The organism is Chryseobacterium sp. YR221, from assembly GCF_900176315.1.
Taxonomy (GTDB): Bacteria; Bacteroidota; Bacteroidia; order Flavobacteriales; family Weeksellaceae; genus Chryseobacterium; species Chryseobacterium rhizosphaerae.
Window position 1 is genome coordinate 128,399 of the sequence record NZ_FWXM01000007.1, and the last position, 25,066, is coordinate 153,464.

At 35.2% G+C, this 25,066-nt stretch carries 20 protein-coding genes; 14 read left to right on the top strand and 6 right to left on the bottom strand.

All coding sequences use genetic code 11. From position 1 onward, the window contains the following. Positions 1-4 precede the first annotated feature (4 nt). The 10 genes from B8967_RS19315 to B8967_RS19360 all read left to right on the top strand — a co-directional run bounded on the left by B8967_RS19315 (position 5) and on the right by B8967_RS19360 (position 13,762). Entirely contained in the window at positions 5-2,773 is a 2,769-nt protein-coding gene (locus B8967_RS19315) for a hypothetical protein (RefSeq protein ID WP_084087293.1), read from the top strand. A gap of 3 nt (positions 2,774-2,776) precedes the next feature. Beyond that, positions 2,777-7,294, top strand: a complete 4,518-nt coding sequence (locus tag B8967_RS19320; protein WP_084087294.1) for a TonB-dependent receptor plug domain-containing protein — start codon at positions 2,777-2,779, stop codon at positions 7,292-7,294. A 131-nt stretch (positions 7,295-7,425) separates the two neighbouring features. Then, positions 7,426-7,929, top strand: a complete 504-nt coding sequence (locus tag B8967_RS19325; RefSeq protein WP_084087296.1) for a GbsR/MarR family transcriptional regulator — start codon at positions 7,426-7,428, stop codon at positions 7,927-7,929. Between the two features lie 148 nt (positions 7,930-8,077). Continuing rightward, the gene (locus B8967_RS19330; protein WP_115917400.1) at positions 8,078-8,443 is read left to right on the top strand and encodes a hypothetical protein; all 366 of its coding nucleotides are present in this window, start codon (positions 8,078-8,080) and stop codon (positions 8,441-8,443) included. A gap of 5 nt (positions 8,444-8,448) precedes the next feature. Next, positions 8,449-9,261, top strand: coding sequence for a DCC1-like thiol-disulfide oxidoreductase family protein (locus B8967_RS19335; RefSeq protein WP_143330558.1), 813 nt, complete (start codon positions 8,449-8,451; stop codon positions 9,259-9,261). Between the two features lie 10 nt (positions 9,262-9,271). Then, a complete protein-coding gene (locus B8967_RS19340; protein WP_084087302.1) occupies positions 9,272-10,054 on the top strand; it encodes a fatty acid desaturase in 783 nt (260 codons plus the stop codon). A 2-nt stretch (positions 10,055-10,056) separates the two neighbouring features. Continuing rightward, complete coding sequence (locus tag B8967_RS19345; RefSeq protein WP_084087304.1) at positions 10,057-10,521, top strand: SRPBCC family protein; 465 nt, start codon at positions 10,057-10,059, stop codon at positions 10,519-10,521. Positions 10,522-10,587: 66 nt separating this feature from the next. Then, positions 10,588-11,292: a YqjF family protein gene (locus B8967_RS19350; RefSeq protein WP_084087305.1), complete on the top strand. Its 705-nt coding sequence runs from the start codon at positions 10,588-10,590 to the stop codon at positions 11,290-11,292. A 79-nt stretch (positions 11,293-11,371) separates the two neighbouring features. Then, the gene (locus tag B8967_RS19355; protein WP_084087307.1) at positions 11,372-12,271 is read left to right on the top strand and encodes a TIGR01777 family oxidoreductase; all 900 of its coding nucleotides are present in this window, start codon (positions 11,372-11,374) and stop codon (positions 12,269-12,271) included. 48 nt (positions 12,272-12,319) lie between these two features. After that, positions 12,320-13,762 carry an alpha-L-fucosidase gene (locus B8967_RS19360; protein ID WP_084087309.1) on the top strand — a complete coding sequence of 481 codons (1,443 nt, stop codon included), beginning with the start codon at positions 12,320-12,322 and terminating at the stop codon, positions 13,760-13,762. A 60-nt stretch (positions 13,763-13,822) separates the two neighbouring features. Here B8967_RS19360 and B8967_RS19365 read toward each other — a convergent pair whose 3' ends face one another. Further along, a complete protein-coding gene (locus B8967_RS19365) occupies positions 13,823-14,704 on the bottom strand; it encodes a hypothetical protein (protein WP_084087311.1) in 882 nt (293 codons plus the stop codon). Positions 14,705-15,191: 487 nt separating this feature from the next. On the opposite strand from B8967_RS19365, the gene B8967_RS19370 reads away from it, so the two are divergent. From B8967_RS19370 to B8967_RS19385, 4 genes are all read left to right on the top strand, one after another. Further along, positions 15,192-15,455 (top strand): hypothetical protein, encoded by a 264-nt coding sequence (locus B8967_RS19370; protein WP_179140089.1) that lies wholly within the window; start codon positions 15,192-15,194, stop codon positions 15,453-15,455. A gap of 227 nt (positions 15,456-15,682) precedes the next feature. Next, positions 15,683-17,071 (top strand): dihydrolipoyl dehydrogenase, encoded by a 1,389-nt coding sequence (lpdA, locus tag B8967_RS19375; protein WP_047486518.1) that lies wholly within the window; start codon positions 15,683-15,685, stop codon positions 17,069-17,071. 100 nt (positions 17,072-17,171) lie between these two features. After that, positions 17,172-19,115 carry a S9 family peptidase gene (locus tag B8967_RS19380; protein WP_084087315.1) on the top strand — a complete coding sequence of 648 codons (1,944 nt, stop codon included), beginning with the start codon at positions 17,172-17,174 and terminating at the stop codon, positions 19,113-19,115. 209 nt (positions 19,116-19,324) lie between these two features. Further along, complete coding sequence (locus B8967_RS19385; RefSeq protein WP_084087317.1) at positions 19,325-20,125, top strand: patatin-like phospholipase family protein; 801 nt, start codon at positions 19,325-19,327, stop codon at positions 20,123-20,125. A 97-nt stretch (positions 20,126-20,222) separates the two neighbouring features. Here the strand turns inward: B8967_RS19385 and B8967_RS19390 are convergent, their stop codons facing one another. The 5 genes from B8967_RS19390 to B8967_RS19415 form a co-directional block, all read right to left on the bottom strand. Next, entirely contained in the window at positions 20,223-20,663 is a 441-nt protein-coding gene (locus tag B8967_RS19390; RefSeq protein ID WP_084087319.1) for a hypothetical protein, read from the bottom strand. Between the two features lie 831 nt (positions 20,664-21,494). Further along, positions 21,495-22,199, bottom strand: a complete 705-nt coding sequence (locus B8967_RS19400) for an ABC transporter ATP-binding protein (RefSeq protein WP_047486512.1) — start codon at positions 22,197-22,199, stop codon at positions 21,495-21,497. Between the two features lie 80 nt (positions 22,200-22,279). After that, positions 22,280-22,831, bottom strand: coding sequence for a hypothetical protein (locus tag B8967_RS19405; protein WP_047486510.1), 552 nt, complete (start codon positions 22,829-22,831; stop codon positions 22,280-22,282). 385 nt (positions 22,832-23,216) lie between these two features. Then, the gene (locus B8967_RS19410; RefSeq protein WP_084087323.1) at positions 23,217-23,912 is read right to left on the bottom strand and encodes a LytR/AlgR family response regulator transcription factor; all 696 of its coding nucleotides are present in this window, start codon (positions 23,910-23,912) and stop codon (positions 23,217-23,219) included. Next, positions 23,905-24,963 carry a sensor histidine kinase gene (locus tag B8967_RS19415; RefSeq protein WP_084087325.1) on the bottom strand — a complete coding sequence of 353 codons (1,059 nt, stop codon included), beginning with the start codon at positions 24,961-24,963 and terminating at the stop codon, positions 23,905-23,907. The genes B8967_RS19410 and B8967_RS19415 overlap by 8 nt, the downstream gene beginning before the upstream one ends. Between the last annotated feature and the right edge of the window lie 103 nt (positions 24,964-25,066).

The following is a 25,066-nucleotide window of genomic DNA, read 5'->3' on the forward strand; positions in this document are numbered from 1 at the left end:
ATCGATGAAAAAGAATTATCTGCTGTTATTACCCTTTACGGTTGGCCTATTACAGGCACAAAATTCAAAATTATATTATTCCGGAAAATTTTTAACGTCTAAAAATAAAACACAGAGCTTTCTAAAAGTCTATAATAAGAACAACGGTACTTATGAACTGACTGATGAAGAAGGCTTTGCAATCATTGCTGCAAAACCTTACGACACGCTCGTATGGAATCAGGGGGAAAGTACTCATGTTATTTCTTCTTATGAGGTTAGAGAATTAAAAGCTATTCTTGAAGGCCAGACGGAGAAAAAAAGTGTAGAGAATACATACAGCAAAGCCTATGATAGTATGGTTTCAAAAGAAGCTGAAGATGAGTTCAGTATTGAAAAGGCTAAAACATTTTTAAGTAAAAAATCCAACAATAATTTTTACAACATAAGAAGGTTAAGGCAAAAAAGTGATAGTCTTTATACCCTAAAAGGTCTTAATCAGAGAACGGTGGTTCTGAATGGAAGCTTTACTAGCTCTCTTGATATTAAAAGCAGAAATGCTGTTCCCAGAATTCAAGATAAATATGTGCAGGGAAGATCAGAAAATGGAAGTCTTATTTGGAATGGACCTGAGACCAACGAAATGTTTAGCTTTGGACCGGATATTTCCACTTTGGGATTTAGCGGATTAGCTTATGAATACGATCAGAATGGAAAGTTGATTCCATGGGCTAATGGACTTCCTCATGCAAAAAAATATAATAACGGTCTTTTTAAAACAACAGTAGGTTACAATAATCAATTGAATATAAGTGCTTTTATAAAAGAAGGAAATAATGAAAAAATCCGGCTTTCATTCAATTTGGGGCAGCAAAAAAACCAGATGTATTTCATAGATCAGTTTGATATTGCCAATACATTTAAAGCAAAGCTGAATACAATTTTTGGTGGATATGCTGTAAATCTTGCTTTTAATTACGAAGAAGATAAAGCAACCAATACCAATAGAATAGGACTGTTCAACAGAGCATATCAGAATTCACTGTTAGCACCGGTTTCTTTTTCAAATGAGCAACAGGTTGTATTGAATAACGGTTCACAGAGAAGTTACAGTATATATGCTGACAATCCATCATTCCTTTTTGAACAGGATAGTAAATACCGCTATCAAAGCCTTCAAAGACAATTCAGCCTTAATATTGCTAAAACATGGGGAGATTTTAGATTAAATCTTAGCCAGTCTTATGAAAACAATAGTATCCAGAACCGGGATCATTATAAACCTTCTACATATGGTTTCAACAACGGATTACTTAATGAAAGGATGCAGAATAACAGTTTATACTATTCTAACGTGCTGGGAACCTATATATTGGGATATGATGATTTTAAAAATACATTCAACCTGAATTTTATTTTAAATGATAGAAAATCAGATGTTTATAATAGCCTGACTGATCGAAATTCTCTTTATCAGAGAACTTCACAAGATTATATTTTTAACTATAATATGGACATCCGTGATTATGATTTTGATGCAGGTTTTAATCTTGGAAATTCATTTTATATTTCCAATACATCTATTAAAAATAACTACTGGCTTCCCAAAGCTAATTTCTATTTGAAATTCAGTGAAATCTTTAATTGGATTAATTATAGTTTTAAGTTGTTTGGAAGCTATACCCAATTAAGCTCTGAGCCTGAAATTACAAGGTCATATGCATCATATGCTACAACGTTACTGAAGGCAGAAAATTATAATCAATATTTCCCTGCACAGGAAGCAGAAAGGTTTAAAGATTTATCCAATATTAATACCAGAGAATGGAAATTAGGAGGTAAACTGAACTTTAGCTATAATATAAGTATTGAAGGAGAGTATTTCAACAAAAAAACTATCGATGATGTATTTCCTGTATTTGAAAACAATCAGCTGAAACTGAAAAATATGGCAGATCATACTTACAGCGGATATGAACTCAATTTTGCTTTTGACCGGTTACGTTTGGGGTATGATGTTTATATGATGCACAAAGTTTCATTTTTCAAATATAAAGATGTTGTAAACCGCATAGCCCCCGGATATCAGAATATGGCCGTTTCGGGGTTTAAAGACATTTATAAAACATTGACAGAAGGACAGGTGTTGGGTGTTGTAATGGGAAGCTATTTTGAAAGGAATGCGGCCGGACAATTAATTATTGATGAGTATGGATTCCCCAAAAAGGCAGCAGGAATGAAAATTATTGCAGATTCTACACCGGATTTCGTTATGAAGTTCAGTCATAGTTTTTTCTACAAAAGACTTTCTTTGGACATCAATTGGGAGTGGAAAAAAGGCGGTCAGCTCTGGAATGGAACACAGGCTGTTCTAGATTATTACGGTCGTTCTTACGATTCAGGAGATGAAAGAAACATAAAAAAATATGTTTTTCAAGGAGTACAGGCTAATGGAAATTCCAATCAAATTCCTGTAGATTTCTATGATCCTGGCCGTAATGTTCAGGAAAACAGATGGACCAGATATGGTTACTTGGGAGTGGCGGAAAACTATATTCAAAATGCAGATTATATAAGGATCAGCAATATTTCACTGTCTTCCAGTTTTCCGATAAACTATGGGAAACAGAATGTTAAGCTTACTTTTTACGTGAATAATCTGATGCTTTGGCAGGCCAATAAAGGAGTAGATCCTAATCAGAATTTTTATGATATGGATAACGGAAGAGGTTTGGACTTTTTCAACCTTCCTTCTTTTAAAACATTTGGCTGTATTGTTTCACTCAAATTTTAACCTATGAATTTCAAATTTATATCACCCTATATCATCTTGTTGAGTGTACTGTTTTCAACTGTTTTTATGAGAGCACAGCAGCCATTTCAGGATTTTGAAAAAGAAAAAACCTACATTCAGACCAATCATGTTTTTTATAAACCTGGTGAAGGCATGTATTTTAAAATCTACGTTGTAAAGGGGAGCAATAACCTTCCGGTAGAAGAAAGTAGGATTGTTAATTTTGAAATCATTGATCCGGCAGGCAGCGTTTTAAAAAAATTAAAATATGAAATTACCAATGGATACGCCCAGGGCTATTTTTATTTTGATGAAGATATGAAAGGTGGGGAATATACAGTCAGAGCCTTTACCAACTGGATGCAGAATGAGGAAGTAAAAAATGCTTTTGAGAAAGAAATTACTTTACAGAAAATTGTATCTCCAAGGATTTTAATGAAACTTGATTTTCCTAAAAAAGGATATGGTCCTGGAGATGAAGTGACAGCCGATTTTTCAATGAGAAGCCTGAACAACCTTCCAATTCCTTTTTATGAGGCAGACTATATGGTAATGCACAATGGAGAAACCATTTCAGAAGGGAAACTTATCACCAATAAAGAAGGTAAAAAGCAATTAACGTTTAAACTCCCTGAAGTTTTGGAATCCTCCGATGCTCTTTTGAATATTAAAGTGAATTTTGATGGGTTTACAGAATCTATTTCGAGAAATATTCCCATTGTTCTGAATAATCTGGATGTGAAATTTTTACCTGAAGGAGGAACTTTTATTAATGGAATAGAACAAAATATCGCCTTTAAAATTTTGAATGAGTTTGAAAAACCTGTAGACGCTGTTCTAGCTGTTTACAATCAAAAGCATGAAAAGATAAAAGAAATTTCGGCTTATAATTTTGGAATGGGAAGTTTCCGTTTTACCCCTAAAAAAGGAGACACCTACTATGCAAAAGTTTTAAAGCCGGAAAATATATCCCAGACTTTTAATTTTCCGGTGGCAAAAAATGATGGACTTGTTTTAAACATTCAAAATAAAAACAAAAACCTGACTTTTACGATTATTTCAACAGAGGAAAAAACGATTGTTTTGAAAGGAAGCTTCCGTGGAAAAGAAGTGTATAACAAAGTTTTCGCATTAAAAAAAGGAATCAACTCACTTGAAATTGCAGAAAAAGATTTCCCGATAGGAATCTGCAGGTTCACCGTTATGGAAAGCAATATTCCTATTGCAGAACGTATTGTTTTTACCAATAAAGAGAATCAGCTGAATATAAAAATTAAACCTGTAAAGAAACATTATCTACCCAGAGAAAAAGTAATTCTGGAGATTGAAACAACAGATGAGAACAGCAGACCAATTCCTGCGAATCTTGGGTTGAGTGTAGTAGATGATAAACTTTGGACGTATGCCGACGATAAGCAGAATCATATCATTTCATGGCTTCTGATGGACGCTGAGTTGAAAGGGAAAATTGAAAAGCCACAGTTCTATTTCGATAAAAAAGAAGAAAAAGCAGATAAAAGTTTGGATCTTGTTATGTTAACGAATGGTTACAGATATTTTGAGCTTATCCCGGAAATCATAAAAAACAATAAATACAAATACCTTCCTGAAAAGAAAAATACAGTCTATGGAGTAGTAGAAGATGAAAACAAAACCCCTGTGAAGGCAGAAGTTTTTCTTTTGGATATATATGATAAAAAAATTCTTAAGCAGGCCGTAGCAGAAAATGGGAAGTTTTATTTTTCAGATTTAAATGCAGGTAGTTCCTATAAAATTATTGCCAAATCTTTACAGCCTAAACATAAGCTGAAGATTAGGGTGTTGTCTTATAATCTGGATATTAATCCTTTAGCAAAACAGAAACTTACCAATATAGATGTGGAAGAAATCATAAATGAAGGAGAAAGAAGGGAAGAAACAATAAAAGAAAACAGAACTAATAAACAACAGTTAAATAAACCAGGGCGCTCAAGAACTGATACCATTCAGAATAAAAAGATTGAAGAAGTAGTCGTTGTAGGCTATAATGTCAATAAAGATAAAGCTTTAGCTACTTCTACAACAATACTATCCTCTACGGAACTTCAGAATCCCAATATAACTTCATTATTGAGTGGAAAAGTAGCAGGTATAATTGTAAAATCTTCAGAACAGGCAGGGGCGGGACCCCAGATCAACATTAGAGGAGCTGCTTCCATTCCCAATAAAAATCCATTATTTATTGTTGATGGAGCTCCTGTAGAAAACTTTAATACTACCATAAACCCGAATGACATCAACAGTATAGTCATTCTCAAAGATGCTGCTGCTACAGCTATTTATGGTAGTAGAGCCGCAAATGGAGTAGTGATTATTAGCTCGTCCAGAAACAGTAATTCAGAAATCAATTTTGATATCACCCCGAAATCATACATTGCTGTGGAAGCTTTGCCACATGGAAGATTTATTTCATATGCTTCATCTAGAGAATTTGTCTATCCTGAATATAAAACAACTAATACATCCTACCGATTTGATTACAGAGAAGCTCTTTACTGGAATCCGGTTGTGGAAACGGATAAAAATGGAAAAGCAAAAGTGGAATTTTATAATTCAGACGCCAATTCTACTTTTAGGATTATGGCAGAGGGTATTTCTGCAACAGGACTTTTGGGAAGAGATGAAAGCACCTATGCTGCGCAGAGCATTATTTCAATAGATGCTAAAATTCCGCAATATCTCACAAGAACAGATATGATGACCATTCCTGTCATTATTAAAAATAACTCGCCGGAGACTCGCATAATGTCTATGGATGTGATGGTGCCCAATTATGTAAAGCTGGTGAAGGCTGATACTCTTATTACCCTCAAACCATTGGAATCAGGAAGGTTATTTGTTACAATACAAACCGATGAGTTGGTGAATTCTGATATCCAGTTTACTGTAAGGTCCGAAAATTTTAGAGAGTCAATGATTCTTCCATTTAAAGTGGAAGAGAAGGGGTTTCCCTATCATTTTTCAGTTATCAATAATAAAAAAGAAGAGATAAAAATAAATATTCCAGAGTATATTAACGGAAGTTTGTACTCTTCTTATTATATATTTGAAAATAGGGCTCTGCAGATGTTTGAGGATATAGAAGGGTTAAAGAAAGAACCCTATGGATGCTTTGAACAGCTTTCTTCAACGGTCTATCCCAATATTTTTATTCTTGATTATTTAAAGTCGACTAAAAAAATCGATATCGTTACAGAGAATCTTGTCATGAAGAACCTGAAAAAAGGTTTCCAAAAAATGCTGAGCTATAAAAATAAAGACGGAGGTTTCGGGTATTTCAACGATACTGAATCAGATGTAGCGCTTTCTGCATTTGCCCTATTAGAATTTACAGATTTAAAAAAATATGTATATCCAGATGCTAAGATGATTCAGGGACTTTCTTCATTTATTTTATCCAGGAAAAATGCAAACGGATTATTTGAAGTAAGAAGATGGTATGAATCAAAGAATACCTATACAGAATCCTCGTGGTCAAGAAATATGTATGTTGTATATGCTTTATCTAAACTAGGCTTTAAAAACGAAATTGAAGATTCCTTTAACGTAATGATGAAAAGGGCTTTGGCCACTAAAGATTCTTACCAACTTGTTTTACTTGCCAATGCTTCTGCAAACCTTGGAAAACAAAAGGAATATGATGATCTGATGAAGATTCTGGATCAACAGTATGAAACAAAGAATGCAAAATCCAGAATTACATTTACAGGTTCATGGGGACGTTCTGCTGATGCAGAAACTCTTTCATTGTATATGATGGCGCTTCAAAAAGATGAAAAACTGAACCAGTTGAAAATTGCGGAAGCTGCAGATCAGCTTATGGGCTTTAATGGATATTTTGGGTTTGGTTCTACTCAGGCAACAACGCTGGCAATGCAGGCAATGTCTGAGTTTTTGTCCAAAAATGAAAAATTATACGGAACTGAAAAACCGGTCATCACGATTAATAAAGCTCAAGCCTTGCCTAATATGAGTTTCTCATCAGCATATAAGACAGGAGAAAATAATATCCATATTTATTATCCGTCTCAAAATGGACTGACTTACAAGCTGGAATATCAATATCATACACTGCAGGCTCCGGTAAGCAAAGATGTTCCTCTTATAATGGAAACAAAACTAAAATCAGGAGTGTCTAAAGTAGGAGAGACAAACAGAATGACCATTGCTATTAAAAATAAAATAAACGGACAGTTGCCAATGACCATAGCCAAAATTGGTATTCCTGCAGGGCTTAGCCTGCAAAATGCTTTACTTAAAGATCTGATTGATAAAAAACAGGTTTCTTACTATGAGATCTTTGATAATTATCTTGTATTGTACTGGGAACATTTTAATGCGCAGGAAATAAAGACAATCAATCTGGACCTTAAAGTAGAGTTTGCAGGAACGTATACCGGGAAATCAAGCAATGTTTATCTCTATTATATGCCAGAAGCAAAGTATTGGAATCAAGGAATAACGGCAAGCATTGAACCTTAATTTTAATTTTTATAAAACGGAACAGGCATCTACAAAGGATGTCTGTTTTATTTTAAAATTAGTTTTCAAAAATTATTGAAAATTCAAAAAATATAATTAGATTTGTAATAGAAATTGAAAAGCTAAACACAATGCAACTTTCAGAAGCAAAAGAAAAATATATTCAAACCTGGGGAACCTTTGCTACCAATTGGGGAATTAACCGTACCATGGCACAGGTACATGCCTTACTGTTGGCAAGTGATAAACCTTTGTCTACAGATGAGGTAATGGAGCAGCTGGAAATTTCAAGAGGAAATGCCAATATGAATCTGCGGGCTTTAATGGACTGGGGGATTGTAAGAAAGGAATTTATTAAGGGAGACCGGAAAGAATATTTCGTAGCAGAAAAAGATGTATGGTACCTGTTCAAACAAATTACCAAGGAGCGCAGAAAAAGAGAAATTGAACCTGTCATTTCTTTCCTTGAGGAACTGAAGAATATTGAAGATAAGGATACGGAAGGGGCAAAAGAATTCATCAAGTTAATGGAAGATTTCAGCTCTGTCACCGGAAAGATCAACAATATTATGGATCTGGCGATAAAAAGCGATGATCATTGGCTGGTAGGAAAAATTACTAATTTATTGAAATAGAAAGAGGATGAAAATCCTTTTTTATTTCAGATAAACTTTCAAAAATTACTGAAAGTTTTAAATAAATAATAATTATGAAAAACTTTATCATTCATTTATTTCTGATTTTGTATTTCAGAAAAAGAGGAACCCATTAAAAATAATGACCATGAAAGAATTTACAAAAAATGATTACTACATCCAAGTATTCTTTATTATAGCGGGAATTGTTATTTCAATTGCAGGAATGAATTATTGGGGATTTATGGCATTTTATTTCGTAGTTGGCATTTCACAACTGATAAGCTTCCTGATCAGGCTGTTTATAAAATCAAAAAAAACGATGGCCTATATCATTTATGGAATAGCAATACTACCGGTTTGGATTTCCTTATTGATGATCGTTCTACTTAGTCATGATAATAGTTCTACCAATTTCTTTGGCTATATTTTAATTGGTGCACTGTTATACAGCCCGGTAATGGCAGGACTTTATGTGTACGACTGCTACAAAACATATCAATTTTACAAATAATGACCATGAAGACCTTAAAAAATCATACGTTAATCTACGACAATGAATGTCCGATGTGTAATCTATATTCCCGGGGCTTCACAAAATCAGGGATGCTTGATGAAAACGGCAGAGAAGCTTTTACAGAAATCTCATTAAGAAATAAAGACCTGATAGATGTCCATCGGGCAAAAAATGAAATTGCATTGGTAGACCATAACAGTAATGAAGTGATCTATGGATTAGACAGTCTACTTCTGATTATTGGAAATTCTTTCCCACGGTTGGAAAAGATAGCAAGACTACAACCTCTTTATTGGTTTTTCAAAAAACTCTATTCTTTTGTCTCTTACAATAGAAAACAGATTATTCCATCAGCAGAAAATGGTGCGGAAGATGCCTGTGTTGCTGACTTTAACTTAAAATACAGACTATTGTATATAGCGTTTGTTGCGGTTTTCTCTGCTTGGATTTTAAGTGTGTTTTCCGGAAAGCTGGGGGTAAACTTGGACCGTAATTTCTTAAGAGAGTTTGCTGTTTGCCTGGGGCAGATCTTCTGGCAGGCTGTTTTTCTAAGAATCTATTTAAAAGATAAAATCTGGGATTACCTGGGAAATATGATGACGGTTTCTTTAATCGGAACCCTACTCCTGATACCGGCTTTGTGGACAGATTTTGAGTCTGTTTTTTACATGATTTATTTCGGAATTGTAGTCTTTATCATGTTTCTGGAGCATTTTAGAAGGTGTAAAATACTAAAGCTCAATTATATTCCTACTATTTCCTGGATTCTATTCAGAACAATAGCGTTGGGTATCATTATTCTGACAACTCTTTAAAATAAAAACAATGAACCACCTGGAACTTATCAGACAAGTAGAATGGAAAGATCTTAAAAAACTTTCTGTTAAAGAAATGTTGATTGAAAATAATATCAGCCTGCCATGGCTTTTTATTTCACTGATTTTAGCGTATCATGGGTATTATGGGATCGCATTGCCGTTTTCAGGATTTTATTTTCTGACAGCACTGAGGCAGGTACATAACGGTTTTCACAACTCATTGGGAACCGGAAAGTTGCTGACATGGCTGTCACTGTACCTGAACAGTATTTTAATGATGGCTTCTATTCATGCGGTAAAGTTCAATCATATCAGACATCATAAATTTTGTCTGTCTGAAGAAGATTATGAAGGAAAATCTGCTTCTATGAAATGGTATGAAGCTATTTTATACGGACCCCAACATATGTTTTTGATTCACTGGATTACTTTAAAGAAAGCAAATACAGTGTATGTGAAAAATATGATGGTAGAGCTGCTTTCAATAGCTGTTTTTATATCTGTCGTATTTTATTTTCAAATCCACTTTCTGATGTACCACCTACTGATCATGCTTTTTGGTGAACTTTTGATGGCCTTTTTTGCGGTGTGGACAGTTCATCACGACACTCATGAAAATCCAAATGTAGCAAGAACTCAGCGGGGATTTTGGAAAAACAAACTGACCTTCAGTATGTTTTATCATATGGAACATCATCTTTTTCCCGCTGTTCCCACCATTAAACTCCCGGAATTGGCAGAAAGAATAGATAAAACCTTACCGGAATTACATAAAAAACAAACTTTTTGAAAATGTCTGACATATATTTAGAAACACTAATTGATGCTGATATACACCATGTTTTTGATCTGGCAAGAGATATTGATCTGCACCAAAAATCAACTTCAAGATCCAATGAAAAAGCAATTGCAGGACGGACATCGGGCCTGATTGAAAAAAGTGAAACCGTGACCTGGAGAGCAAAACATCTGGGGGTCTATCAAACCCTTACCACTAAGATCATCAGTATGGAAAAACCACATCAGTTCACCGATATTATGCTGAAAGGCGCTTTTAAATCTATGCGGCATCAGCATATGTTCAGAGATGTAGAAGGAAAAACCCTGATGACAGATCGTTTTGAATTTGAATCTCCATTCGGAATCATAGGAAAACTGTTGAATACAATCTATCTCACTCACTACCTCAAAACCTTTCTTCTGGAAAGAAATGAGTTAATAAAAACCATCGCTGAAGAATCCGAAATGAGGGACTGAACAACCATTTAATCCGGGATAGGTTACAAGTTTATTAAAGATATAACGATCAAAAAATACACGATTATGAATTTTTTAAAAGCCGAATGGCGGAAATTAGCCATCATTAATTACGAAGTCGATCCTGACGTATTGCTGACCTATTTACCTCAGGGGACTGAGCTGGATTTTTATAAAGGGAAGTGCTATGTAAGCTTGGTGGGTTTTATGTTTTTAAATACAAAATTATTAGGCTTTCCTATTCCTTTTCACAGAAATTTCGAAGAAGTAAATCTTCGGTTTTATGTAAAGAAGTATGAAAACGGAATTTGGAAAAGAGGAGTGGTTTTTGTCAAAGAAATAGTCCCTAAACCGGCTTTGAGTTTCGTAGCCAATTCTATTTATCAAGAAAATTATCATACAATGCCTATGAAAAATAAGATTTGTGAGAGTGGCAATGAGCTGCTGATCAAATATTCCTGGAAAGACAAAAACTGGCATTCCATTCAGATTACAGCGGACAATACAGCGCAACCCATGGAGACTGATTCTGAATTTGAATTTATCACAGAACATTATTATGGTTTTACCAAAAAAGATCATACAACTTCAGAATATGAAGTCTGCCATCCAAAATGGGAGTTTTATCAGGTGAAAGATCATGAACTGGAAATTGATTTCGGAACAGTCTACGGTCAGGATTTTGAATGCCTGAACCTCCAGAGACCTATTTCTGTAATGCTTGCGGAAGGTTCTGATATTAAAGTGAAAACGAAGAAATATATAGGGTGAAAGAAACTTATTGGAGAAGACATCATATAAACATTGTAAAATCCAATACCTTATACCTCAAATTTTTAAACCTCAGAAAATGAAAATTATCATAGCCGGTGGAACCGGATTTCTCGGCGACAACCTGGAAAAGTATTTTACTGAAAAAGGCGATCAGGTACTCATCTTAACCCGAAAGCCCAAACGTAAAAATGAATTGTACTGGAATGCAAAAACTGTAGGGGAATGGAGAAATAGCCTTGAAAAAGCAGATGTTCTGATCAACCTTACAGGAAAATCCGTTGATTGCCGCTATACTGAGAAAAATAAGCGGGAGATTTACTCTTCCAGAATAGACTCTACTCAAGTATTGCAGGAAGCCGTAAACAATTGCCTGGATAAGCCGAAAATCTGGCTGAACGCAAGCTCTGCAACCATCTATGTACATTCAGAAAAACATTTGAATACTGAGGAAAATGGAGTGATAGGCGATGATTTCTCAATGAATATCTGTAAGAGTTGGGAAGAAGAGTTCTTTACCGTTAAAAATGAAGAGACCAGAAAAGTAGCACTCCGTACCTCTATTGTTATGGGGAATAACGGAGGGGCCTTTCCAAAATTAAAACTGATTACAAAGTTGGGCTTGGGAGGCAAGCAGGGACGAGGTCAGCAAATGGTAAGCTGGATTCATATTGATGACTTCTGTAAAGCTGTGGAATGGATTATAAATAATGAAAATATTCAGGGAGCAGTCAATGTAACCGCTCCAAATCCTGTATCCAATGAAGAGATGATGAGAAAATTAAGAAAACAGCTGAATATTCCTTTTGGACTTAATGCACCGGTTTGGCAACTGGAAATAGCCTCTATCCTGCTGAAAACAGAGACCGAGCTGTTGCTCAAAAGCCGGAACGTTTATCCTGAAAAACTGAGTAAAACAGGATTTGAATTTTCTTATCCCGGGATAGATGAAACTATAGATCATCTTTTGAAAACCTGATATTGTATTTCATGGAAAGATAATTAAATTAGCCAAAACGATTTCCATATGCCAGCCAGACAAAAAACAAAAGTTATTGTTCTTTCTTCATTTTTGATTACTGCAAAGCTTTTATCTCAAGCCCATAATGTTTCTGAAGGGTATCAAAAGCCTGTAGATCCTGTTGTTGCAAAAAATGTAGAAGAATGGCAGGATCTGAAATTCGGTTTGTTTATGCATTGGGGAACTTACAGTCAATGGGGAATTGTCGAAAGCTGGAGCTTATGTCCTGAAGATGAATCCTGGACTCAGAGAAAACCCAAACATGGAAAATCGTATTATGAGTATGTGAAAAACTACGAAAACCTTCAGACCAGTTTCAATCCTGTAATGTTTAATCCTCAAAAATGGGCGGATGCCACAAAAAAAGCAGGAATGAAATATGTGGTTTTTACTACAAAACACCACGATGGCTTTGCCATGTTTGATACAAAACAGTCCGATTATAAAATAACATCAGCAAAAACCCCGTTTTCGAAGAATCCGAAAGCAGACATTACAAAAGAAATTTTTAGTACATTCAGAAAAGAAGGTTTTAAAATCGGAGCTTATTTTTCGAAACCTGACTGGCATTCAGACGACTATTGGTGGTCTTATTTTCCACCGAAAGACAGAAATGTAAATTATGACCCTAAGAAATACCCTGAAAAATGGAAAAGCTTTAAGGACTTTACTTTTAATCAGCTGAATGAAATAACTTCCGGATACGGAAAAATTGATATTCTCTGGCTGGATGGTGGTTGGGTCCGCCCTTTCAATACAATAGATCCAAAGGTAGAGTGGCAGAGGACTATCAAAGTGGAACAGGATATTGACATGGACAAAATAGGTGCAATGGCCCGTAAAAATCAACCGGGGATTATTATGGTAGACCGTACCGTTCCCGGAAAATGGGAGAATTATATAACCCCCGAGCAGGCTGTTCCGGAACAGCCTCTTTCTGTTCCTTGGGAAAGCTGTATCACTATGGGCGATTCTTTCTCCTATGTTCCCAATGACAATTATAAATCAACTCAAAAAATCATTGAGACCCTGGTGAAAATTATTTCCCGGGGAGGAAATTATCTGATGAATATTGCACCGGGCCCCGATGGTGATTATGATACCGTGGTTTACGAAAGGTTAAAAGAAATTTCCGGTTGGATGGAGAAAAACCAATCGGCGGTGTTTGCAACAAGAAGCGTAGCCCCTTATCATGAAGGGGAATTTTATTATACCCGAAGCAAAGATGGCAATACTTTAAATATTTTCCATCTGGATACCCAGTCAGAATACCGGGCTCCATCAGAGCTTACCTTTGCTATTCCAGAACAATTCACTCCAAAGTCACTGAAAATTCTGGGTATTTCTTCTCAAGTTCAATGGAAGAAAAACGGAAATACAATTAAAGTACAGCTTCCGCAAGACCGGACAACATTAAAATATGCTGCTGTCATTCAGATAAGGCAGTAAATACAAAATAAAAAAGAGCAGAATAGATCTGCTCTCATGAAGTATAATATTTTAAAATCTTTAATATTTTCTGGCCAACAGAAGGTTCAGTAAGAAGGTACCGGTCCAGTTACTGTTGTTGGTACCATTAGCTCCAATAAAATCTATACGGGCAACAGATACAGTAAGTCTGGTTTTTCCGCTTGTTCCGTTATTAGCAAGACTTACAAATGATGCTGTAAATACATCAGGAAAACTTGAATTATTTCCTGCTGTAAGAATAGGGTACATATTGGTTACATTGAAGGGTGCTCCCTGATATTCATAAACAATAGTCATTCTACTTGTATTGGAGTAAGAAGCTGTATGGGCATTGGTTACTGATGTTTTACTGATAATCCACCATAGATCCGTTCCTGATCCTGTATCATAAGAAGTATTGGCATGGTTTGTCCAGTCTCCAACTCCCGGTGATCCGTTTCCATGAGGAGGAATAGACAACTGAGAACCGTAAATCTCCACGTTGCTTGGCTTAGGAAGAACCGTAAAAGAGAGATCCCACGTTCCACCAGTGGTATTCGCATTGTTCACTACTTCCGCATAAGCTCCTACCGGTACTACAAAAGAAGGAACAGGGACACTGTCTATTCTCAAAGTATTACCTCCGGAAGGTTGAATGGTAAGGTTAGAGGTAGAAATATTTTTAATTTTATAAATCCTACCAGTATAGCTGCTTGTTCCACTTCCAATAACCGGAAGTGTAAAAGTGGTATTACCTGTCCCGTTGTAGGTAATATAATGATCAGTAGCGGTAATAGCATATGTGGTCGTTGTTACTTCCTTGTAGCCCGCTCTCAGAGATCCGTTTACTGCTAAAGTACTGTTGGGTGTCGAGGTATTAATACCAACCTGTGCATTCAGCGTAAGTGCCCCGAATAAGAAAATCGAAATGTATTTTTTCATATTTATTTTTTTATTGTTTCTGCAAAAATATGAAAAATTCATACGTAAAACATTTTATGTTGAATATTTTAATATTTTATTAAGGTAATTCTCTTATAAGTGATATCGTGTTTTTTAGACTTATTCTTACTCAGGTCCATAAGGAACTTCAATTTGTAAGGTCATAGGTAGAAGACTAATGCAGACAATCATTGGCAATGATTAATCCATTTTTATACTCTCTAATCGATACTATAGGAGAGCATTTTTGTTTTTTTTGCTGTTCATTTGCTATTTTCTTTCCCAAAATAATTAGATATTTTTATAATATTATTATATGATGATAGAAATTAATTGTAAAGGAATTATTGTTGATATATTTTAATGATTGCAAATTCTGTATTGTGATTTTTGATCATGGTACGATATGTGTATTTTTATGGTAAACCAAAATGAATTTAATTAAACATAATTAATTTATTAGAATCATTTTAAAAATATAAATATCATGAATAAGTTATTTATTTCCACGTTGCTGGTACTAGGTTTATCAATGAATGTTTGTGCCCAAAAACATCCGCCTCTTCCGCCACACCCATCAAAAACTGAGCTGGTAGATGCTAAAATGCGTGAACTTGATAAAAGATACAATACTGAAAAGAAATTGATTTTGAATCATCCACTTGCGACCAAACAGATGAAAAGAGATCAATTAAAAGCTTTAAATAAAAGATATCAAAGTGAGAAACGATTGCTTAGAAGTCTTAAATAATATGGATTTCTTGCACTTATTAAAATAAGATAAGTCAAATTTCACATATTTGATTTTGTGAAATTTGTAATTCTCTATATGATTTATTGAAAAAGGGCGCTATTGTGTGCTCTTTTTTTTGTTTAAAATTAAATAGAATAAGCTTGATAATGCATTTTCAGATCAATTTCCAGAAACATGAAACATCCAATATTTTTCCTTAAATTCGCATAAAAATTTTTAAAGTAATGAATTACGATATTATTGTCATTGGAAGTGGTCCTGGTGGATATGTTACTGCGATCAGAGCAGCACAGTTGGGTTTCAAAACCGCAATTATCGAGAAAGAAAACTTAGGAGGGATTTGCCTTAACTGGGGATGTATTCCTACTAAAGCTTTATTGAAATCTGCTCAGGTTTTTCATTATATTAACCATGCTGAAGATTACGGATTGAATAAAGTGGAAGCAAGCTTTGAGTTCCCGAATGTTATTCAGAGAAGCCGTGGGGTAGCCAGCAAAATGAGCAAAGGAATCGAATTCTTAATGAAAAAGAACAAGATTGACGTAATTCTTGGTACAGCAACTGTTCAGAAGGGTAAAAAAGTTTCTGTTACAGATAAAGATGGTAAAGTAACTGAATATTCAGGAAGCCATATTATCATTGCTACAGGAGCTCGTTCAAGAGAATTACCAAACTTGCCACAAGACGGTAAAAAAGTAATCGGATACAGACAGGCATTATCTCTTCCTGAGCAGCCAAAATCTATGATTGTTGTAGGTTCTGGAGCAATTGGAGTAGAATTTGCCGATTTCTATAATACAATGGGAACAAAAGTAACTGTTGTAGAATTTATGCCAAATATCGTTCCTGTAGAAGACGAGGAAATCTCTAAGCACTTAGAGAAATCTCTGAAGAAGACAGGAATTGAAATCATGACCAACGCTTCTGTAGAAAGTGTGGATACAAGTGGAGAAGGAGTAAAAGCTACTGTAAAAACAGCTAACGGAACTATTACCTTGGAAGCTGATATCTTATTATCTGCTGTAGGTATTGCTGCGAACATCGAAAACATCGGTTTAGAAGAAGTAGGAATCCAAACGGATAAAGGAAGAGTTTTAGTAAATGAATGGTACGAAACTTCAGTACCGGGTTACTATGCGATTGGAGATATCATCCCAACTCAGGCATTGGCTCACGTAGCTTCAGCAGAAGGAATTACTTGTGTTGAGAAAATCAAAGGATTACACGTTGAAAAAATCGACTATGGTAATATCCCTGGATGTACTTACTGTCACCCTGAAGTAGCTTCTGTAGGTCTTACAGAAAAGCAGGCTAAAGAAAAAGGATATGAAATCAAAGTAGGTAAATTCCCTCTTTCTGCAAGTGGTAAAGCTACTGCAAACGGAAATACAGATGGTTTCATCAAAGTTATTTTTGACGCTAAATACGGAGAATGGTTAGGATGTCATATGATTGGTGAAGGAGTAACTGATATGGTTGCTGAAGCTGTGGTAGCAAGAAAACTTGAAACTACAGGTCATGAGATCATCAAGTCTATTCACCCTCACCCAACTGTTTCTGAGGCGATCATGGAAGCAGCAGCAGCAGCTTACGGTGAAGTGATTCACATTTAAGACATAGAAAAAGAGCAAAACTCTTTATTAATGATATAAAACCACAGATTTTGTCTGTGGTTTTTCTATTAAAAATACCTAATTTCGGTAAAAAATTAACATGAGGAATAAATCTATCATAGCCGCTTTTGCTTTAGCAGGAACACTCTTCTCTGCACAGGAAAAAAATGAATTTGTAGCTCCCAATGAAAACCTTGTTGCACAAAATATTCTGCCAATTCCCAAAAGTTTAGGCCAGAGTCTTAAAAAATATTCTGAAAGCAGAAATGCCTCTCTGGCAGATATACATCCGAACGGAAATGAAATTATTGCCGTTACCCGTTTTGCATCTACCAATCAGCTGTATAGAATTGCTATGCCTATGGGGGCCAGAAGACAGATCACCTTCTTTGATGAACCTGTTAATATTGCTTCTTATGAGCCCACAAAAGGGGAATACCTGGTCTATTCAAAAGATACGGGAGGAAACGAATTCGGACAGCTTTATACATTAAACCTCAAAACATTGGAATCTAAACTGCTTACCGATGGAGGAAGAACCCAAAATGGTGGTATTACCTGGAAAAAAGACGGTTCAGGATTTTATTTTACCTCCACCAAAAGAAATGGGGGTGACCGTGATATTTATTATATGAATCCCTTAAAACCTGAAGAAACCAAGCCTGTTCTGGAACTTAAAGGTGGTGGATGGGGAATCAGTGATATTTCTGATGATCATAAGAAGCTGCTGATCACAGAATATGTTTCTGCCAATGATTCTTATCTGTATATCTACGATACGGAAACAAAAAAATTAGAACCCGTTACAGACAGAAAGGAAAAAGGAATAGTTCAGCTTAATGCTTCTTTCGGTAAAAATTCTGATGAAATCTACTATATTACAGACAGAGATAATGAGTTCAGCAGACTGGCTGTATTCAATCTAAAAACAAAAAAGATCAGCTATCTGACGACTTCTATTCCATGGAACGTAGAAAATTATGATCTTTCTAAAGATAAATCCAGGCTTTCTTTCATTACCAATGAGAGTGGGATCAATAAACTGTATCTAATGAATACAGATAACAGGAAATATACACCTGTAAGCGATATTCCGGTTGGCCTTATCGGTGGAGGGAAATTTTCAGGAGATGGAAAATCCCTGTATTTCTCGCAGTCGGCAGCTAATTCAGGATCAGATATCTATAAAATGGATATAGCTTCTCAAAATATTGAAAAATGGACAGAAAGTGAGCAGGGAGAAATGCAGCCTGCAGATATGGCTGTTCCAAAACTGATAGAATGGAAAAGTTTTGACGGTATGAAAATTACAGGATTCTACTATCCTGCGCCAGCAAAGTTTACAGGGAAAAGACCGGTTCTGATTTCAATTCACGGAGGTCCGGAAGGACAGTCTATGGCTACATCACTTGGGCAGGCCAATTATTTCCCCAATGAAATGGGCATCGCAATGATTGTACCTAATGTAAGAGGATCTTCAGGCTTCGGAAAGACTTATATTGCAGCAGATAACGGATATTTGAGAATGAACTCTGTGAAAGATATCGGGGCTTTATTAGATTGGATTGCAACGCAACCCGAACTGGATAAGGACAGGATTATGATCACAGGAGGAAGCTACGGAGGATTTATGACGTTGGCTACAGCATATGAATATGCAGACAGAATCAGATGTTCCATGGATGTAGTAGGAATTTCTGACTTCAATACATTCCTTAAAAATACTGAAGAATACCGAAGAGATCTGAGAAGAGTAGAATACGGTGATGAAAGAATCCCTAAAATGGCAGAATTCTTCACCAAAATTGCTCCTTTAAATAATATTGATAAGATTAAAAAGCCTATGTTTATCGTTCAGGGAACCAATGATCCAAGAGTTCCTGTATCAGAAGCTATTCAGATGAGGGATAAGCTGAAAGCTCAGGGAAAAACCGTATGGTATCTGGAGGCAAAAAATGAAGGCCATGGCTTTAGAAAAAAAGAAAACATCGATTTTCAACGCCTTGCTATGATCAGATTTATGCAGGAATATCTGTTGAAATAAAATATTATTTTATCTGAAATAAAAACACTCCCGTAAATTTTATGGGAGTGTTTTTATTTACAATGAAAAGGGGATAAAATAAAACGATACAAATAAATTAAATGAACCTATAAACCGGAAATACCTGTTATTTGTTAAAATAATTTTAAAATCAACATATTTATAAAAATTAATCTGATTTTCTCAGCCTGATTTCTTACATTTATTCTATGAATTTTGAGAGAGTAGGACTTGTTTTATCAGGAGGTGGTACGAAAGGAATCGCCCATGCGGGAGTATTAAAATTCTTGAAGGAAAAAAACATAGAAGTAGATATCCTTTCATGCTGTAGTGCAGGATCTATCGTAGGATGTCTGCATGCTGTTGGCAAAACACCTGAAGAAATTCTCGAGTTCTTCAATTCAATTTATTTTTTCAACTGGAAACATTTTACCTTCAACCAGCCAGGATTGGTTTCTTCGGTCATTTTCAGGAATTATCTTAAACCTATTTTTCACGATATGAAATTAAAGGATTTGGATATTGAAGTGAAAATTGTAGCCACAGAGCTGGTTTCCGGAACGCAGAAAATTTTTGATGAAAACTTTGAAATAGTAGATGCTATTATTGCCTCTTGTTCGATTCCCGGAATCACAACACCTTATATCATTGATGAAGAAATGTATTGTGACGGGGGAGTGCTCAATAATTTTCCGGCAGACATTATCAGGGACGAATGCGACAAGCTTATTGGAGTTTTTGTATCACCGCCTCATGATACCAATATTAATGATTTAAAATCAATTAAAGCCATTGTTTCACGTTCTTATGACCTTCTTTCCTATAGGATCGAAAAAGTGAAGTTTGAGTATTGTGACTGGTTTATTACTTCACAGAAGCTGTCAACGTACGGAATGTTTGAGCGTAGAAAAGACAGGCTGGAGGAAATTTTTGATATTGGGTATAAATCCGCTGCAGAAAGTTTTGAAGCCAGCCAGTATCAGACGGAGCTCAAAAAATTAGGAACATAAAAATAAATCCTGCATTCATCATGCAGGATTTTATATGATACAACGTAAAAGAAATACAACCATGCTTTATGGATTGAAATCCACGTTGCATCTATTCTTAGTTTTTAACTACCTGCCCGTCCTCACGTACAATTTCACGACCGTTTTCGTCATTTACAGTAAGGGTGTAGGGTGCTTTTTTAGGTGAATCGGTAAGATAGTTTCTCCAAACCTGATAACTGTACCCCTGATTGTTAAAGTCAATATAATAGTTCCCTCCTGTACCGTCAGGAACCAGTTCACCATCACTGATGATCATACTTGGTTTTGCCGTGATTTTAGCATTTGCATTCCATGACTGATACAAATACTTGCCATTGGGCTGTTTGTCAATTCTTATCTTAAATTTTTTTGTTTTAATAATGACCGTTTTGGGTACTTTTTGAAAAGTAGCATAAGAGGCTACACGGTGATCTTTAGATTCATTCGGAACTTCTTTTGCATATACAAAAGAAAACTGAGCCAGGCAGAAAGTCCCTAATAAGAAGCTTTTAATCATATTTTTAAAGGTTATTGGTTACTAATCAGAGTTTCATCAAATATAAAGCCATTTTTATAAAGATAAGTTATTGGATAGAATGGTGTCGTCTTTATGCTCTTCAAAAATCCGAAAATACTGAAAAGATGAGCTAGATATCGCAAAGAGAATTAGAAAGCTTAGACTTCTACAAGATAAGAGATAGAGAATAGAGTCTACCTATGGTATTGTTATTCCGTAGGAATCTAAACACGTATACGCAAGGAAATCAGAGACTTTCATCGAATTTTGATTACATTGGATCTTCGGTTTGTGGTCAAAAATCAAATTAACATCATTAACCACCCCGTCAAAAATTCTTTGAATTTTCGCCACCCCTCCGGAGGAGGGGAATATAGAAGCTTCCATTATCATATTCACTATGAAAATCGTAGATTTTGAAAAGCTTAAGTGTGTGATAGTCACTTTATAAATCTTAAGTGTATAAATATTTTGTGACTTTTGACTACGTCGAAATAACATTCATCGACTGAAAGGAGATAATCTTCGATTTGTGGTTGATATGTTCTCTCGCGGATTGAGCAGATCAAGCAGATTTTTATTTCTTATTATCCTAATATTCTATGCTTAGATTCCTACGGAATGACAAAATGAGTGGACAGACAAAATCTGTTATTTATAATTCTGAAGGAATCTAGATTTGTATACACAAGAAAATCAAAGCTTTTCATTAAGCTTAGGTGTACTTTTCAGCAGTGTCATAGCCACTTTAAATCTTAAGTGCCTAAATCTTTTGTGACTTTTGTGGTTGATATTTCTCTCGCAGATTTATCTTATCTAAAACTGTAAATTTTAGTTGGATAGAGCGGTATAGCTTGCAAAAGCCTCTTCCAGGCTGTCAAATCTACCCTTAAATTCATCAATAGAGCAGTCCTGAAGGATATTCCCTTGATGAATCAGAATAACACGGGAACAAAGAGCTTCCACTTCCTGCATGATATGCGTAGATAGTAAAACCGTTTTTTGCTGTCCGATTTCCTTTACCACATTTCTGATCTCAATAATCTGGTTGGGGTCAAGCCCATTGGTTGGCTCATCCAAAATTAACAAATCAGGCTGATGAATAATAGCCTGGGCCAGCCCTACACGTTGCTTATATCCTTTAGATAGCTGACCTATTTTTTTTGATTTTTCCGGAGTGATCCCTACAAGCTGAATCACTTCATCAACTCTGGCCTCAGAAATTTTATGAATGTTTGCAACAAACTGAAGATATTCCTTGATATACATTTCCAGGTAAAGCGGATTGTTTTCAGGAAGAAATCCTATTTTTTTCTTGCTTTCAATAGCATGTTCAGAAATATTTTGACCATTAAAAATAATTTCACCTTCATCAATTTTCAATGCACCAACGATAGATTTCATCAAAGTAGATTTTCCGGCACCGTTAGGACCAAGAAGACCGATGATCTCATTTTTATCAATAGAAATGTTGATATTGTTAAGGGCAGTTTGTTCCCCAAACTTTTTAGTCAAATTGATTATCTGAAGCGGCATAATAATGAATGTCTTTCTGCAAAAATAAAATAAAAAAACTCATTCGATGGAATGAGTTTCACAATATTTTTAAATAATATTTATTTTTTTGATTTCTTCCCATTACCAGTGGATGCCGGGGTTGCTGTAGAGGCTGTATTGGTACCTGATTTTGAATTTACAGCAGATCTTTCATATAATGCATATTTACCATTCGTTTTACCGAAAATTTTCTCAACCTGTTTTTGGGTTAAAAACTGAGATTTTCCGACATACTTTCGGTTTTTGTTGATGATCTGAATAAACTGGACCGTCGGCTGACCGTAGTTTTTTTCATAGTGAAGCTCAATAATATCATTAGGAAGTTCCAGGATGATATTTTCATCAGGAACAGCCGTTATAAAGCCTTCCATGATAAGTTTATAAAGTCCTGATACATCTCCATTCAGGTTTTGGAATGAGAAGGATCGGATGGTATTCAGGTTGCTGGTGTTCAAGTCCTGGTAATTGATTGTAAACTTATCTTCCTTTTTATATAAACCTACGGAATTATCTTTACCAATTTCCACTAAACTCTCATTTTTCAACACTTTAATTTGTGAGAAAACTGAAATGCTGAACATGCATGTAATAAGTAGAATTATTTTTCTCATGAATTGAATTTTAATGTTTTACAAATTGGTGTACATAAACTTACTAATAAAAAAGTTAAATAACAATTTTTATTCGTTAAACAAAAGTAACACTTTTTTTTGATATTCATAAGGAACTGCCTGTGGGAGCTATGGATTGGTGTTTGTTTGTAATAGTTTGTAAATCACTTATTTATTGCTTTTTTATGAATGTACTCCTGTTTGAATCTCTGAAAAAAGCAGATCAGAAATTATAGGGTGTAATGTATTGAAAAACAGGTTAGAAATGAGTTTGCAGCATGTTGAATTAAAAATTATTTAAAATAAGTGTTGAATTTTATGATGATAAAAAAGAAATGATGGTGCAAATAGCATTTTTGGCGAAACCGATAATTCACCAATAAGCTTATAATAATCTGTTTTTTGATACTGCCAATATGAAAGCGTCAAATTCCTGGCGATAGCTTCTTCCAACAGGAATATGATGATTGCCAAGAAGCACTTCGGTGGTGTTGAAAGCACTAACGAAATCAATATTGATCAAAAATGATCTGTGAATTCTTACGAAACCTTTGGAGGAGAGGGTTGCTTGTAAATCTGTTATTTTATTCTTTGAAATAAAGCTCTCCTTTGTGGCCAAAACAACCTTGATATCATTTCCCTGGCTCTCAAAATAAATGATTTCCGAAAGAAAAATTTTGCGCTGCATTCCTTCTGTCCTGAATATGATGAAATCTTCCTGAGGAGCCGCTGTATTTCTTAGAATACGTTCTACCGATTTAAAAAAGCGTTCAAAAGTAATGGGTTTAAGAAGATAATCTACCGCTTCCAGCTCAAAACCTTCAATGGCAAAATCACGGTAGGCTGTGGTGAAAATAGTGGCCGGTTTCTGAGACAGTGACTTTAAAAAATCAATTCCGTTTAGGTGAGGCATCTGAATATCCAGAAACATCAGCTCTACAGATTGACTCTGAATCATTTTATAGGCTTCCATTGCATTGTCAGCTTTCCCGATCAGTTTCAAATGATCGATTCTGGAAATGTGATTTTCCAGTAACTTTGCTGCCAAAGGCTCATCATCTACGATAATACAGTTAATCATATTGTGAAGGAGTTATTATTTCAACTTTAAAAATATTGTTTTCCCGGGAAATTCTGAAAGTAAAATTTTCATCATAATGATGCCGAAGCTGTTTTTTGATATTTTGAAGACCAATTCCTTTCTCATTATCAGTCTGATCTTCATGGTAAGTATTTTCAATTGTAAAGACTGAATGTTGGGGGTTGGTTTCCATTTCTATTTTTATTTCTGTCTGCTGGATGTTTTTGCCTGCGCCATGTTTAAAAGCATTTTCTACTAAACTGAGATATAAAAGCGGAGGGATGGTATTGGAAGAATTTAATAGGACCTGCTTGCTTATCTGTAACCTGTCCGTATGGTAGCGGAGACTTTCCAGAGCGATATAATCTTCAATAATATCCAGTTCATCAGAAACGGATACCCATTTTTTCTGTCCTTTGTATAAAATATAATCTAAGATATCCGAAAGCTGGCTAATGGACTGGGAAGTCTTTTCAGAATGGCTGAGGGAGAGCGAATAGATATTGTTCAGTGTATTAAACAGAAAGTGAGGGTTTAGCTGGGATTTGAGGGCTTTCAATTCCAGTTCAGCTTTCTCTTTCTGCAGGTTGGCTGCTTTTTCTTTTTCATCTTTGTAGCGGATAAAAAACATCATTGAAATAAAAATGAAGGCCCCGCTGATGATCGGAAAAGTATAATGAATTAAAAGGTATTTCAGGTCAGTGAAAATACTGAAAATACTGTCTTTGGTTTCATTGATAAAAAAGGGCTCGGCAATATAAACAATAAAGAACCTGTTGATGACTGATAGGAGATAAAGGCTGATGATAAGAAATACTGAACATTCAAGGTATTTTTTCTTATCAAAAAAATGCCTGATGAGGATAAAATAAATAAAATTAGCGGCAATAATCTGGAAAATCCAATGACAGAAATTATAAATAATTATGTCTGAAGATAATCCATCGTATTCTCCGTAATTTCTTGCGGTTCCAAACAGAAATAAAGCTGTCCAAAAAAACAGCTGGAAATATAGGGTACGTCTGATATGAACCTCTGACTCATTTTTCATCTTCAAAAATATAAAATCTAAAGTAGAGCTGACGAAAAATGTTGCTGACGACGATCAATTGGAGATGAACAACCTTATTTGATATTCAGAAGACTTATTGTAC